Source organism: Pseudomonas sp. B707, from assembly GCF_022496685.1.
In the GTDB taxonomy this organism is placed as follows: Bacteria; Pseudomonadota; Gammaproteobacteria; order Pseudomonadales; family Pseudomonadaceae; genus Aquipseudomonas; species Aquipseudomonas paraglycinae.
The window spans coordinates 68,850-81,648 of record NZ_WTVE01000004.1 but is presented as its reverse complement, the minus strand read 5'-3'; the positions used below and the strand labels follow the sequence as shown (position 1 = coordinate 81,648).

Here is a 12,799-nt window from a genome sequence, read left to right as displayed (position 1 = left end):
CAATTTGTGATCCGTGGGAGCTGAGACTTAGTCGAAGCTCAGTTGTGGTGTATTGGAGAGCGCGATTGACCAATGAGTGGATCGGTGTCCAGGAGCGCCCCTCATTCATAGATCAGGAAAACTGGAGAAAGAATGGGGGAAAGAATGGGGACGCATTTATTTTCGTCCAAGCCGCTATTGAACTAAATGCTCATTCCAGCGAGGTCACCAAGCAGGTTTCGATGCCCTCCAACCTCTTGAGCCATTCATTAACCAGAACGACTGCATCGTCACCCTGATTCAGGTAGAACAGGTAGTCGCCTGTCTCGAAGGAAACTTGAAAGCCGACAAGCCAAACATCTCCGCCCGCCACTTTATCGACAACGCCTTGAACTGCTGTGATGATTTTTCCTTCGAGGAAGAGAGCTGACCTGTTGCGAAGCAGATTTTCCCTGCGCCACGAGCAGAAGCTCGCGGCATCAAGCGCAAAGGATGTGGGAGGTTCCAGATCGGACTCATCAGCTCCCACACTTTCCCCATCGCTCAGCAGGTACATCGCAACTTTCTGACGTTCGCCACACCGCCAGAGCAACGACCCTACGTCAGACAGGCATTTTTCCTCGTTGAAGTAATATTGGTCATGCAATAACTCAGCAAGTCGCTGCCCCTGCAGCAGCTGCGCATTTTTCAAGTCATTCGCCATCCTCTCTCGGGAGACGGTATAGCGGTTAAGCATTGGGCAGTTCCCTATTTATTCGCAATCAAGGCTCCCGGAATCGCCTGATATCCGCCCTCTTCGGGAACATGCGGCCTTTTGCATCCAAAGACGTCCACAATCCGTGCATTCATAAACATGTGACGTCCGAAGGGCGTGCTCGATACCTTTGATTGGCGGATCATTCCCACCCCAACTCTCTGTAGGACATCTTGTCCTGTTCGGGAAAGTCCGTCACATACTCACCCACTGCATGTGCGCATAGTATTTTGTCATCGCTTCAAAATGACTTTGCGCCTCGACCTCCCACGCCAGTGTTGCTCCCGGATCCATTAGTGCACGTGCACCATCTCCACGAGCACCGGCCAGACAAAAAGTCTGACAGCCATCGGATTCCTGCCAAAGCTCATGATTCATAGAGATTGGCACTCCCGCTAAAACCGCCCCACCGCAAACAACGAAAGATCCAGCTCACTCTCCCCCCGCAAACACCACTGCGCAAACGCCTCCCCCAGCGCCGCCGAGTGTTTGAACCCATGCCCGGAGCATGCCGACACCACCAACGTGTGCTGCAACCGTGGATGCTCATCAATGATGAAATGTCGATCCGGCGTGACGGTGTAGGCGCAGACCGCTGACTTCACCACCCGATCCGTCAGCCCGGCGATCCGCCCCTGCACCTGCTGCTCGTACATCTCGCGTTCTTCCTCGGCCGAGACTGTGCGATCCAGAGTTTCAGGCGTGGACGTGCTGTGATACTGCGCCGTCGCCACCTTCAAACTGCCCTCCCCCGGCAACGCGGGAAAGCCGTAGAAATCGTCGTCCTGGCCGTGAGTGAAGATGAACGTGGTTGAATTGCCGACCAGTTCCGCGTCAGGCTCGGTTTCGAACCAGAACAGTTTTTGCCGATAGACGCTTAGCAGCCTGTCGAACGGCGCGCCGAGCAAGCCGCCCGCCCAGTTGCCGGCGGTGACCACCAGTTTGTTCGCCCGCACGGTGCGCTGGTCGGTGGTGACGGTGACGCCCTGTTCGTCCGAGCTGATGTGGGTCACGGTCTCGCCCTTGTACAGCTTGGCGCCGTGTTGTTCGGCCAGTCTGAGTTGCACGTCAATGCAGCGTTCGGGCCTTACGAAACCACCTTCGGGTTCAAAGTAGCCAATGGCGTCGTCGCGCACCTGGGCAAACTGCGGGAAGCGCTGGCGGATCTGGGCAGCGTCGAGGACTTCGTGTTCGATGCCGTAGGTCTGTGCCAGGGCGATGGTGCGCAGGGTGAAGTCGGTTTCGTCGGCGGGATCGAAGTCGGGGCTGGAGGTCAGCACCAGCAGGCCGGTCTGTTCGAACAGGGCCTCGCCCGACAGCGCTTCCAGTTCGCGCCAGATGCGGTGGGAGTTGCGCACGATGGGCACGTATTGCGCGCCCTCGCCCACGGACAGCCGGGTGATGCGGGTGTCGCCATGGCTGGAGCCGAATGTGTGCGGCGGATGGTGGCGGTCGATGCCGACCACGTTGACCCCGGCCTTCGCCAGTTGATACACCGTGGCCGCGCCCATGGCGCCGAGGCCGATGACCAGTGCTTCGCATCGTTCCATGATTGATTTCCGCTCAGGCAAAAGAGCCACAGTGAAGCGGATCAGGCGATGGAAAACAATCCGCTGAAAGCCGCGCCTAGGCAAAAATGCGGGAAGCGAGCTAATGGGCGTCCCATTTACTGTCAATCAGCCGTCTGTCGGTGCTGGCTGTAGTCAAACGAAATTTGATAGTCGTTGGTACTCAGAGCAATCTGGTGCTGAAAATACGGCTGAATAGTCGCGACCCACTTTTCGACGACGTTGAAGCTGCCATTATTGATGTTGCCCTCTACTGGAATGCTTAAGGCATTCAATACTGATTCATCATCCCCCAGATTTTTTGACGTCTCCTCGCCTTGGAATTCCAGGTTTGCTGTGTCGTACCACTCCAGCCTCAGCTCCAGTCCCATCTATTCCTCACAGATATTTTTTTGACGAAAAAAGGGACGGTGGCCCCGTGCCCTTTGCTCTCCGCAGTATCAGGATTTCGCACAGGTACCCATGAAATACTCCAGTCCGCTCGGGAAGCTGACATTCAGCAGGGCTCCCAGTGCCGCTACCTGATCCTCACTCAGTAACAACTCACCAGGATTCAGTTCGCTCAGGGGCTTGGATTCAATGAGCTGTGCAACTTTTTCATTCATTTCGCTACCGTCGATATCCAGCTCGAACTGCAGCGTGTCGTCTTGGACGTCATCGGGGTAAAAGCCGGTTATTGAAAGGAAGAGCATCGCTTGTTCCTTCATGAAAAAAGGGCCGGATATATTCTCGTGAATAGATCCGCCCCCTTTAGTTTTTCTGTCTATACATTGCATGTCAGTTGGAAATAGAAATTTCGATCCTCAATCGACCTACCGGCAAGCTCTTCGATTGCTTGCATTTGTGGCTGGCTCAAATCATAGCCCTCCCACCCCTGCGGTTCTTCTTTCCAAACCATGATGGCTTTGATTTGCTCATCACATCCCTGTGGCAACTCGATAACGAAGGCCTGGAAGTCTGTCTCAATGTCAAAAGCTTCTACTAAAAATCTCAAGGTTCAATGCTCCTTTTCTTGCCTTTTTTAGATTTTTTATTCTTTTTTGTAGATGTCGGCTCGCCTAAAAGTGCCCAGCCCCGCAGGAATGGCAGTGCCGCTGATTTTCTTGAGCTCAACCCCGCCGCTGCTATCGGCTTCCCGGCCACCGAGCAAAATCAGCTCGCCGTAATCCTTCAGGCTATCAGTCGGCACCATCCCCGAAGGATTCGAGTAATCGATGATCGCGTCCGGCAGCTTGCACGACTTGGCAAACACGCAACCCGCACGCACCGGCTCAGACTTGTTCGCCGCCACCTCACGGCTGCGCTCAAAGGCGTCCTGTCTCGCCAGCATGGCGTCGTACTTGTCTTGTCGGTCTTGCTGATCGGCCAGTTCGGTGGCCGTCATGTAGCGGTAAGTGACGTGATGCCCGTCGCCTGCCGGTGGGTTGGGAACCCGGGGAATGTCCTTTTGACCAGCCACTGATTGTCCTTTCGTTCATGCATCGGCAACCCCTCCAAGAGGCCGCACGACGTTAACGAACCAGGAAAATCATGGCTGTAGGACGTATCTCTAAAGACGTGGGGATTGTTCGACGTGAACGGATTGCATCTCGGCAACGACCGCCTCAATCACACACAAAGCCGTCGGCGACAGGCTCCTGCCCTGCAAACTCACCACACCGATTTCAGAATGAAATCCCGGCCGGTCGACAACATGAAGCTCGATCAAACGCCCCACCCGAATATCTTCAGCCACGGCGCCATGGATGACGCCGAGGATGGTGTCAGTCGAACCAGCGACGGTTTTGAGCAACGCCACATCATCGCACTCCAACACGATGGGCAGCGTCTGGCGGGTGGAGATGCCGAGGGTTCGGGCGGTCTCGAGTTTCACGACTTCGGGCAAGCGCGTCGTGGCGATGCCATAGCCTTCCAGCTCGCCCATCGCCACTTTACGCCCGGCCAGCGGATGCTCCGGACGCACGAAGAAGCCTGCCGAAACCTGGCCCAGCGAGCGGATCAAAAGATCGGATTCCGCGGTGAAGTTACGGATATCGGCAACGAAGAATTCGATCGCTTCGGCGCGCAGCCGCGCTTCGAGAATCTGCCAGTTGTTCACCTCGACACGCAGGGTGACTGCCGGGTGATCCAGGCGCAGTCGCGGCACGACTTGATGCATCAACATGGCCGCCGGGAACGGCCCGACGCCAAAAGCGAGGCTACCCAGTTGGCGATCGCTGTAGAGCGCCATGTCCCGCTCCAGCGAACGGGCATCGAACAGCAACCGCCGCGCCCGCTCGATCAGAAACGCCCCCGCCGGCGTCGGGCGGACGTCGCCGGTGTCGCGATCGAACAGGCGCTGCCCGGTTTCGCTCTCCAGCGCCTGAATGCTGCGGCTCAGGGCCGGCTGGCTGAGGTGAACGCGTTCGGCGGCGCGGCCGAAATGGCGTTCATCGGCCAGCGCGAGAAGGTGTGACAGTCGTTTGAGGTCCATTCACCCGATGCTAGCGACGCATTATCCGGATGTAAACAATGCATTGGATACATCGCCGCCCTGCCCCTAGGCTGGAGCGAATTCGACCCTCGGAGAACAACAAGAATGAAACCGACCCTCTACACGATCCTCGCCCTGACGCTGGTGTCACTCGGCGGCTGTGACAACAAGCCCGGCGTCGCAGCCGGCGACGCCACGCCCGCCACGGCAGCGGTGATCCAGGCGTCGATCAAGGGCCTGGATCTCAGCGACAACCGGGACATGGAAGATGCCCAGCGCGGTTTCATCGCCCGCCCCACCGGCAAGATCCTTGGCTCCGACGGCAATGTGCTGATCGATTTCGATGCGTACCGCTTCGTCGAAGGCCAGGCGCCAGCCACCGTCAACCCTAGCCTGTGGCGGCACGCGATGCTCAACGCGCAGATCGGTCTGTTCAAGGTTCGCGATGGGATTTACCAGTTGCGCGGATTCGACATCGCCAACATGACGCTGATCGACGGGCAAACCGGCTGGATCGTGGTCGACCCGCTGACCTCCCGGGAATCCGCCGCCGCAGCGCTGGCATTCGCCCGCGAGCATCTGGGCAACAAGCCCGTCACCGCGATCATTTTCACCCACGACCATGCCGACCATTTCGGCGGTGTGCTGGGCATCACCTCAAGCAGCGAAGTCGCCCAGCGCAATATTCCCATCGTCGCGCCTGCCGGGTTCATGGAGGAAGCCACCAGCGAAAACATCCTGGCGGGCCCGGCGATGGCGCGGCGTTCGATGTATCAGTTCGGCAAGAACCTGACGCCGGGCGCCACCGGCATCGTCGACACCGGTCTGGGCAAAAACGTCGCCTACGGCAGCATGGGCATCCTGCCGCCGACGCAGATCATCGACCAGCCGATCCAGCCGCTGGTGCTCGACGGCGTCAGCTTCGTGTTCCACAACATGCCCGGCGCGGAAGCCCCGGCCGAGCTGACCTTTTCGATCCCCGCGCTGAAGGCGTATGGCGGTGCGGAGCTGCTGGCGCAGACCATGCACAACCTCTTGCCGATCCGTGGCGCCAAGGTGCGCGATGCGCTGCGCTGGTCTGACTACACGCAAATCGCCCTCGACGAGTTGGGCGACACCGAGGTCTATTTCGGTCAGCACAACTGGCCGATCTGGGGCAACGAGCGGATCCGCGAATTCATCACCAAGCACCGCGACGTCTACAAATACCTGCACGACCAGACCGTGCGCCTGATGAACGCCGGCTACACCCCCAACGAGATCGCCGACAAGATCCAGCTGCCGGATTCGCTGGCGTCGTACTTCGGCACCCGTGGTTATTACGGCGACCTGCGCCACAACGTCAAGGCGATCTACCAGCTGTACCTGGGCGCCTACGATGGCAACCCCGCGCACTTGAATCCGCTGGTGCCCAAGGAATCGGCAAAGCGCTACGTCGAATTGATGGGAGGCAATGCCAAGGTGGTCGAGGCCGCGCGCGAGGCCTATGACAAGGGCGAATATCGCTGGGTCGCCGAGCTGCTGGATCAGGCCGTGCTCGCCAACCCCGACGACACGGCCGCCAAAGAACTGCTGGCCCGCGCGTACGAACAGATGGGCTATCAGGCGGAATCGGCGACCTGGCGCAACAGCTACCTGACCGCGGCCATGGAGCTGCGCAACGGCCCGCCAGCCAAGGGCGTCAAACGCTCCGACCTGATCGAACTGATGAAGCAGACGCCCACTGAGCGCTTCCTCGAAGCCATGGCCGCAAGCCTCGACGGGCCGGCGGCGGATGGCAAGAACTGGACGTTCAATCTGGTGCTGACCGATACGAATGAATCGTTCGTGCTGTGGATCGAGAACGCCGTGCTGCACTATCGAAAAGGCCCGACCGCGGCGAACGCCAACGCAACGCTGACCGTCACCAAGGACCTGTTCGTCCAACTGCTGAGCGGCACCGCCGGGCTGAAGGAAACGCTCACCTCCGATGATCTGAAGGTGGATGGCAGCAATGTCGATCTCGTGAGATTCCTGGGGCTGCTGGAAAAGGCGCCGGGGAATTTTGCGATTGTTGCGCGGGCGCGCGACTGATTCACAACGCACCGTGCGAGTGTAATGATTCGGCCAGTCGGTGCAGTGTGTCAGCACCGACTTTCTGCCTTGAGCAAATACGGCTAGGCGCATTTAGGCCGCGATCGTCGATGCTAAGGCCGACCGAATTTCCAGGACTTCCACACCGTGCCCGACACTCCGACTCAAATGGCCTACGCGAGACGCTTCACGGCGGTACTCGCCTACATCGACGCCAACCTTGAAGGCGACCTGTCGGTGAAGGCGTTAAGTCAGGTTGCGAACTTTTCCGAGTTCCACTTTCACAGGCAATTTACGGTATTCGTCGGCGTGCCCGTTTCTCGTTATGTGCAGTTGATGCGCCTGCGTCGTGCGGCGCACCGCTTGATCGCCCTGCCTCACCTCTCGGTGATGGACGCCGCGCTGGATACGGGCTTCGAGAGTCCCGAGGCGTTTTCGAGGGCATTCAAGCGAGCCCTCGGCCTCTCGCCCGGGGCCTTTCGCAAGGCACCGGACTGGAAGGTCTGGCATTCGGTCTTTGCCATTCCGCATTTCTCAAGGAGCATTGCCATGCAGGTACGAATTGTCGACTTCCCCGAAGTTCGCGTCGCCGCACTCGAACACCGCGGCCCGCCAGGGCTTCTCAATCAAAGCGTGCAAACGTTCATCCGGTGGCGCCAGCAGAGTGGCCAGTCACCCGTGGCGTTGAGCCGCACGTTCGGGATTCCCTATGGCAATCCCGACACGACACCAGCGCAAGACTTTCATTTCGCGATTTGCGGTGAGATTCACGACACCGTGGCGCCCAATGCATTCAATGTCGGCGAACTGATCATTCCCGCCGGTCGCTGCGCCGTCGTCCGTCATGTGGGCTCCACCGATCACATCGGCGAAACCATCTACCCGATCTACCGTGACTGGTTACCGGCCAGCGGCGAAGAATTGCGTGATCACCCACTGTTTTTCGAATACTTGAGCATCAGCCCCGAGACCCCGAAAGATCAGTGGCAAACGGATATCTACGTGCCGCTGCGCTAGCCTGCTCATGCCCGATCTGCTCGTGCAGCAGGTCGGGCAAATGCGCACGACTGCGAACAGAATCAGGCAAGCAATCCGGAGAAATGCGCTAACAGAATGGGGACACGGAACGTGAAGATGGCTGTCCGACTGATCCTTCGAGGACGTTCCCATGCTTGTACACGCCTACGGTGCCCACGCCGGCGATAAACCCCTTGAGCCGATGCAGATCAATCGCCGCGCGCCGGCGGCCCATGATGTGCAGATCGACATCGCCTTCTGCGGCATCTGCCACTCCGACCTGCACCAGGTGCGCGCCGAATGGGCCGGGACGCAATTCCCCTGCGTGCCGGGGCACGAGATTGTCGGCCGCGTTTCGGCGGTCGGCGCCCATGTGTCCGACTACAAAGTCGGTGATCTGGTGGGTGTCGGCTGCATCGTCGACAGCTGCAAACACTGCGAGGATTGCGAGACCGGTCTGGAAAACTACTGCGACGGCATGATCGGCACCTACAACTTCCCGACCCCGGACGCACCGGGCTGGACCCTCGGCGGCTACTCGCAAAACATCGTGGTGCATGAGCGTTATGTCCTGCGTATCCGTCACCCTGAGGCGCAGTTGGCCGCCGTCGCGCCGCTGCTGTGTGCGGGCATCACTACGTACTCGCCGCTGCGTCACTGGAACGCCGGGCCGGGCAAAAAGGTCGGTGTGGTCGGTATCGGTGGCCTGGGCCACATGGGCATCAAACTGGCCCATGCGATGGGCGCGCACGTCGTGGCGTTCACCACCTCCGAGTCCAAGCGCGAAGCCGCAAAAGCACTGGGCGCCGATGAGGTCGTGGTATCGCGCAATGCCGAAGAAATGGCCGCGCACACCAAGAGCTTCGACTTGATCCTCAACACCGTCGCCGCGCCTCACGATCTCGACGCGTTTCTGGTGCTGCTCAAGCGTGACGGCGCCCTGACGCTGGTCGGTGCGCCCGCCTCACCGCATACGTCACCGAACGTGTTCAACCTGATCATGAAGCGCCGGACCATTGCCGGTTCAATGATCGGTGGCATTGCCGAGACCCAGGAGATGCTGGATTTCTGTGCCGAACACGGCATCGTTTCCGACATCGAGCTGATTCGCGCGGACCAAATCAACGCGTCCTACGAGCGGATGCTGCAGGGTGATGTGAAATATCGTTTTGTGATCGATAACGCGACGCTGGCCGGCTGAGCCGTTACTCCGGCAACCCTGCCAACCGCAAACCTTCGGCAAACCGGGCGACGTCTTCAGGCCGTTGAATGGGCAGCCACGCGCAGAGGCTGGACACCCGCAACGTCGGGTCCAGCTGACGCACCCGTTCCATGGCCTGCCCGGCTTTGTCGGCTCGCCCATTGAGCGCGTGGCTGGCGGCGATCAGGGCCGCCGCTACCAGCAGACTGGGCAGATTTCCCTGCGCTTTCTCGGCCCAGGAAACCGAACATTCGAAGCGACCGGCGAAGAAGTGCGCCAGCGCCATCCCGACCTGCATGCGGAACATTTCCGGGTCCACAGGGCTCAGGCGCACGGCATGCTCGAGGTTGGCAATGGCGGCTTCGGTTTCGCCACCCAAGGCGCGCAGGATACCGCCGAGAAACCACGCTGGGGCCAGATTGGGGTTGAGCACTCGAGCCCGATCCAGCAAAGCAATGCCACAATCGACATCCCCGGTCAGATGGGCCAGGGCATGACCGCAACGGGTCAGCGCCACCGCGTCGTCACGCCCCAGCTCCACGCCCATGCGCGCCAGCCGCGCACCTTCGGCGATTTCCCGGGGCCGGTCGGTCATCCAGCCGTTGAGCTTGCGCCAGAAGTGGCACCACGCGGCCATGCCATACGCCGAGGCGAATTCCGGATCCAGTTCAATCGCCCGGGAGAACAACGCCAGTGCCTGCTCGATCGCCTCTTGGGTGCCGATGTGCAGTTTGGCCGTGCCCCGCAGGTAGTAATCATAGGCATCGAGGCTGTCGGTGGGCTTGCGTTTGGCCCGCTCGATTTCCGCGCGTTCAAGCTGCGGCGCAATGGCGCCCACTACGCTCTCGGCCACTTGATCCTGGAGTTCGAAAATATCGTCGAGCAGGCCTTCGAAGCGCTCGGCCCACAGGTGCGTGCCGCTGCACGCATCAATCAACTGGCCGGTGATGCGGATCTTGTTGCCGCTCTTGCGCACGCTGCCTTCCAGCACGTAACGCACACCCAGTTCCTGACCGACGCCTCGCGCATCCACCGCCCTGCCCTTGTAGGTGAAACTGGAGTTGCGGGCGATGACGAACAGCCAGCGCAGGCGCGACAACGCGGTGATGATGTCTTCGACGATGCCGTCGGCGAAATAGTCCTGCTCGGCGTCTCCACTGAGATTCTGGAAGGGCAGGACGGTGATCGAAGGTTTTTCCGGCAGGACAAGTGTCGTGGCCACTTCGGGTATCGCAGGCGCTTCGGGCGCATTGACGGGGCTGTCGCTCGAGGTGATTTCACCGACAAAGCGATAGCCCTTGCGCGGCACCGTGCGCACCAGGCGCTGCTGCTCGCCGGTGTCGCCGATGGCCTTGCGCACGGCGTTGATGTGGCTGGTGATGGTCGATTCGGAAACGATCCGGCCGCTCCATACGGCGCTCAACAGTTCGTCCTTGCTCACCACCCGCTCGCGGTTGCTGACCAGCAGCAACAGCAGATCGAAGACCTGCGGCCCGACCGTCACGACTTGCCCGTGACAGGTCAGTTCCCGGCGCTGCTGGTCGAGCAGGTAGTCTTCAAACACAAATTGCACGGTGGCTGTTCTCTGGTCTGGCGCCCGCGACGCCGTGTCCGGGCAGGCGATTGTTTTGCGCTCGATCATACGGCAGACCTCGGGCCGCCGCACCGGTCTGCACACTGGTCTACGCATCTGCCGACGGATTGGCCTGTCTGGACAAAAAACCAAGACAAATCCAAGGTCACCACAAGGATTTGCCCGAGCGCCGCAAGCATGCTCAACCCACATCGACAGCAATGGTTGCCGTCGGCAAGTGGAGAGTTGCCATGAAGATCGTCGTTATCGGAGGCACCGGCCTCATCGGATCGAAACTTGTGAACAATCTGCGCGAACGCGGCCACGACGCCCGCGCCGCCTCCCCTAACACCGGCGTCAACAGCATCACCCGCGAAGGCCTTGCCGAAGCGATGGACGGCGCCCAGGTGGTGGTCGACGTTTCCAACGCCCCTTCGTGGGAAGACCAGGCCGTACTCGACTTCTTCGAGACCTCCACTCGCAACCTCCTCGCCGCCGAAGCCGCCGCTGGGGTTCGCCATCACGTGGCGCTGTCGATCGTCGCCAGTGAGCGCTCGCCTGCCAACGGCTACTTCCGCGCCAAGGTCGCCCAGGAGAACCTGATCAAGGCCTCGAGCATTCCGTACACCCTAGTGCGGGCCACGCAATTCTTCGAATTTGTCGGCGGCATCGCCCAATCCGCCACCGTCGGCGAGGAAGTGCGCCTGTCGCCGGCACTGATCCAGCCCATGGCCTCCGACGATGTCGCCGCTGCCCTCACCGACGTTGCCTTGGCAGCGCCGATCAACGGCACGCAGGAAATCGCCGGCCCCGAAGCCATGCCCCTCGACGAGCTGGTGCGGCGTTTTTTCCGCGCCACTCACGACACCCGCAAAGTGATCCCGGACGTGCACGCCCGCTACTTCGGCGGCGAGCTCGACGACCAGTCGCTCACCCCCGGCAGCAGCAACCCGCGCCTGGGCCCGACGCGCTTTGAAGACTGGCTGGCGAAATCGACCCAGCGCTGAAACACCCCACCTGATTTGAAGGAGTATCGCCATGTTCAGCCGAATCCTGCTGGCCGCCACGTTTGCGGCCGTTTCGATTTCATCTGCCTCGGCCGCCGAACCGCAGGCGGGCAAGGTCACCGTGGTGTTCGACCGCGCCCTGCCCAACGTTCCGGGCAAATCCATGCGGGGCGTGCTGGTGGAATACGCGCCCGGTGGATCTTCGCCGGCGCACTTTCATCCGAAGTCCGCGTTCATCTACGCCACGGTGCTTGAGGGCGCCGTGCGCAGCAAGGTCGGTGACGGGCCGGAGAAGGTCTACAAGGCCGGGGAAAACTTCGTCGAGCTACCGGGTGACTTCCACGCGGTGAGCGCCAATGCCAGCACCACTGAGCCGTCCCGTCTGCTGGCGGTGTTCGTGCTCGACAGCAGCGAGACCGACCTGGTCAAACCCGTCAAGCCGTAACCGATCCTTACGCCAATCCACCTCCGGCAGCGTGGCTGCCGGAGAGTACCGCTACGGGGCGCGATCAAGGTCGGCGTTGCAAAACATGCCCGATCAAAGCATTGATCTTTCGCCCCACACCCAGTAAAAAACCGTCTTCCCTTTCCGCCCTTGCAAGGAGCAGCGGATGCTCGAACTCGCCACGCAACGCCTTGACCTGCGCACGATGGTCGAATCCGACTGGCCGCTGTTCCTCAGGCTGCACTCCGAGCCGCAAACCATGCAGTACGTGTTCGGTGAAATCGCCGAGGATCAGGTGCGCAAAGGCTTCGAGCATCGGCTTCCGGCCTGGGGGCCGCAGTCGGATCACTGGTTGTGTCTGGTGGTGACCGACAGGGCCAGCGGACAGGAACTGGGCGTGACCGGATTTCGTATCCTGTCGCCGGGGCATGCCGAGGTGGGTTGCCTGCTGTTGCCCGAGCATCAGGGCAAAGGCTTTGGCACCGAGTCGCGGCAGGCGATCATCGACTATGCCGCCGTCATCGGCCTGGACTCGTTGGAGTCGACCGTGACCGACGGTAATATCGCCTCCTGCAAGGTGTTGGAGAAATGCGGTTTTGTATTCGAGCGCCGCGTGCCACAGGCCTATCAGATTGGAGATCGGTGGTTTGACGACCTGATCTACCGCTATCAAATCAGCTGACCCCGTTTTATCAGCGACCGCCAAGGA

General features: G+C 60.4%; 13 protein-coding genes and 1 pseudogene. 6 read left to right on the top strand and 8 right to left on the bottom strand.

Annotated features, from left to right (window positions below; all coding sequences use genetic code 11):
- Positions 1 to 190 precede the first annotated feature (190 nt).
- The 7 genes and pseudogenes from GQX66_RS00325 to GQX66_RS00295 form a co-directional block, all read right to left on the bottom strand.
- On the bottom strand, positions 191 to 715 hold the full coding sequence (locus GQX66_RS00325; RefSeq protein WP_240865006.1) for a hypothetical protein: 525 nt from the start codon (positions 713 to 715) through the stop codon (positions 191 to 193).
- 413 nt (positions 716 to 1,128) lie between these two features.
- Entirely contained in the window at positions 1,129 to 2,283 is a 1,155-nt protein-coding gene (solA, locus tag GQX66_RS00320; protein ID WP_240864998.1) for an N-methyl-L-tryptophan oxidase, read from the bottom strand.
- Between the two features lie 122 nt (positions 2,284 to 2,405).
- Entirely contained in the window at positions 2,406 to 2,672 is a 267-nt protein-coding gene (locus tag GQX66_RS00315; protein WP_240864991.1) for a colicin E3-like toxin immunity protein, read from the bottom strand.
- Between the two features lie 69 nt (positions 2,673 to 2,741).
- The gene (locus GQX66_RS00310) at positions 2,742 to 2,993 is read right to left on the bottom strand and encodes a pyocin S6 family toxin immunity protein (protein WP_240865418.1); all 252 of its coding nucleotides are present in this window, start codon (positions 2,991 to 2,993) and stop codon (positions 2,742 to 2,744) included.
- A 71-nt stretch (positions 2,994 to 3,064) separates the two neighbouring features.
- The gene (locus tag GQX66_RS00305) at positions 3,065 to 3,295 is read right to left on the bottom strand and encodes a hypothetical protein (protein ID WP_240864983.1); all 231 of its coding nucleotides are present in this window, start codon (positions 3,293 to 3,295) and stop codon (positions 3,065 to 3,067) included.
- 66 nt (positions 3,296 to 3,361) lie between these two features.
- Positions 3,362 to 3,760 (bottom strand): annotated as a pseudogene (locus GQX66_RS00300) (toxin); the annotation flags it as partial.
- A gap of 90 nt (positions 3,761 to 3,850) precedes the next feature.
- Positions 3,851 to 4,774 carry a LysR family transcriptional regulator gene (locus tag GQX66_RS00295; protein ID WP_240864973.1) on the bottom strand — a complete coding sequence of 308 codons (924 nt, stop codon included), beginning with the start codon at positions 4,772 to 4,774 and terminating at the stop codon, positions 3,851 to 3,853.
- 105 nt (positions 4,775 to 4,879) lie between these two features.
- On the opposite strand from GQX66_RS00295, the gene GQX66_RS00290 reads away from it, so the two are divergent.
- From GQX66_RS00290 to GQX66_RS00280, 3 genes are all read left to right on the top strand, one after another.
- The gene (locus GQX66_RS00290) at positions 4,880 to 6,847 is read left to right on the top strand and encodes an alkyl sulfatase dimerization domain-containing protein (protein ID WP_240864971.1); all 1,968 of its coding nucleotides are present in this window, start codon (positions 4,880 to 4,882) and stop codon (positions 6,845 to 6,847) included.
- Between the two features lie 168 nt (positions 6,848 to 7,015).
- On the top strand, positions 7,016 to 7,864 hold the full coding sequence (locus GQX66_RS00285; protein WP_240865416.1) for an AraC family transcriptional regulator: 849 nt from the start codon (positions 7,016 to 7,018) through the stop codon (positions 7,862 to 7,864).
- Between the two features lie 151 nt (positions 7,865 to 8,015).
- Positions 8,016 to 9,065, top strand: coding sequence for an NAD(P)-dependent alcohol dehydrogenase (locus tag GQX66_RS00280; protein WP_085747528.1), 1,050 nt, complete (start codon positions 8,016 to 8,018; stop codon positions 9,063 to 9,065).
- A gap of 4 nt (positions 9,066 to 9,069) precedes the next feature.
- Here GQX66_RS00280 and GQX66_RS00275 read toward each other — a convergent pair whose 3' ends face one another.
- A complete protein-coding gene (locus GQX66_RS00275; RefSeq protein ID WP_240864956.1) occupies positions 9,070 to 10,638 on the bottom strand; it encodes a winged helix-turn-helix domain-containing protein in 1,569 nt (522 codons plus the stop codon).
- Between the two features lie 251 nt (positions 10,639 to 10,889).
- Between GQX66_RS00275 and GQX66_RS00270 the strand changes: the two genes are divergently transcribed.
- The 3 genes from GQX66_RS00270 (at position 10,890) to GQX66_RS00260 (ending at position 12,772) form a co-directional block, all read left to right on the top strand.
- Positions 10,890 to 11,645, top strand: coding sequence for an SDR family oxidoreductase (locus GQX66_RS00270; RefSeq protein WP_102717389.1), 756 nt, complete (start codon positions 10,890 to 10,892; stop codon positions 11,643 to 11,645).
- 31 nt (positions 11,646 to 11,676) lie between these two features.
- A complete protein-coding gene (locus tag GQX66_RS00265) occupies positions 11,677 to 12,090 on the top strand; it encodes a cupin domain-containing protein (RefSeq protein WP_102717388.1) in 414 nt (137 codons plus the stop codon).
- 166 nt (positions 12,091 to 12,256) lie between these two features.
- Positions 12,257 to 12,772, top strand: coding sequence for a GNAT family N-acetyltransferase (locus GQX66_RS00260; protein ID WP_129972663.1), 516 nt, complete (start codon positions 12,257 to 12,259; stop codon positions 12,770 to 12,772).
- Positions 12,773 to 12,799 lie beyond the last annotated feature (27 nt).

Excerpts from the sequence above, each read along its gene's own strand:
- GQX66_RS00270 (WP_102717389.1), top strand. The coding sequence starts at position 10,890 with ATGAAGATCGTCGTTATCGGAGGCACCGGCCTCATCGGATCGAAACTT.
- GQX66_RS00285 (WP_240865416.1), top strand. The coding sequence starts at position 7,016 with ATGGCCTACGCGAGACGCTTCACGGCGGTACTCGCCTACATCGACGCC.
- GQX66_RS00325 (WP_240865006.1), bottom strand. The coding sequence starts at position 715 with ATGCTTAACCGCTATACCGTCTCCCGAGAGAGGATGGCGAATGACTTG.
- GQX66_RS00265 (WP_102717388.1), top strand. The coding sequence starts at position 11,677 with ATGTTCAGCCGAATCCTGCTGGCCGCCACGTTTGCGGCCGTTTCGATT.
- GQX66_RS00290 (WP_240864971.1), top strand. The coding sequence starts at position 4,880 with ATGAAACCGACCCTCTACACGATCCTCGCCCTGACGCTGGTGTCACTC.
- GQX66_RS00260 (WP_129972663.1), top strand. The coding sequence starts at position 12,257 with ATGCTCGAACTCGCCACGCAACGCCTTGACCTGCGCACGATGGTCGAA.
- GQX66_RS00310 (WP_240865418.1), bottom strand. The coding sequence starts at position 2,993 with ATGCTCTTCCTTTCAATAACCGGCTTTTACCCCGATGACGTCCAAGAC.
- solA (WP_240864998.1), bottom strand. The coding sequence starts at position 2,283 with ATGGAACGATGCGAAGCACTGGTCATCGGCCTCGGCGCCATGGGCGCG.
- GQX66_RS00315 (WP_240864991.1), bottom strand. The coding sequence starts at position 2,672 with ATGGGACTGGAGCTGAGGCTGGAGTGGTACGACACAGCAAACCTGGAA.
- GQX66_RS00280 (WP_085747528.1), top strand. The coding sequence starts at position 8,016 with ATGCTTGTACACGCCTACGGTGCCCACGCCGGCGATAAACCCCTTGAG.
- GQX66_RS00295 (WP_240864973.1), bottom strand. The coding sequence starts at position 4,774 with ATGGACCTCAAACGACTGTCACACCTTCTCGCGCTGGCCGATGAACGC.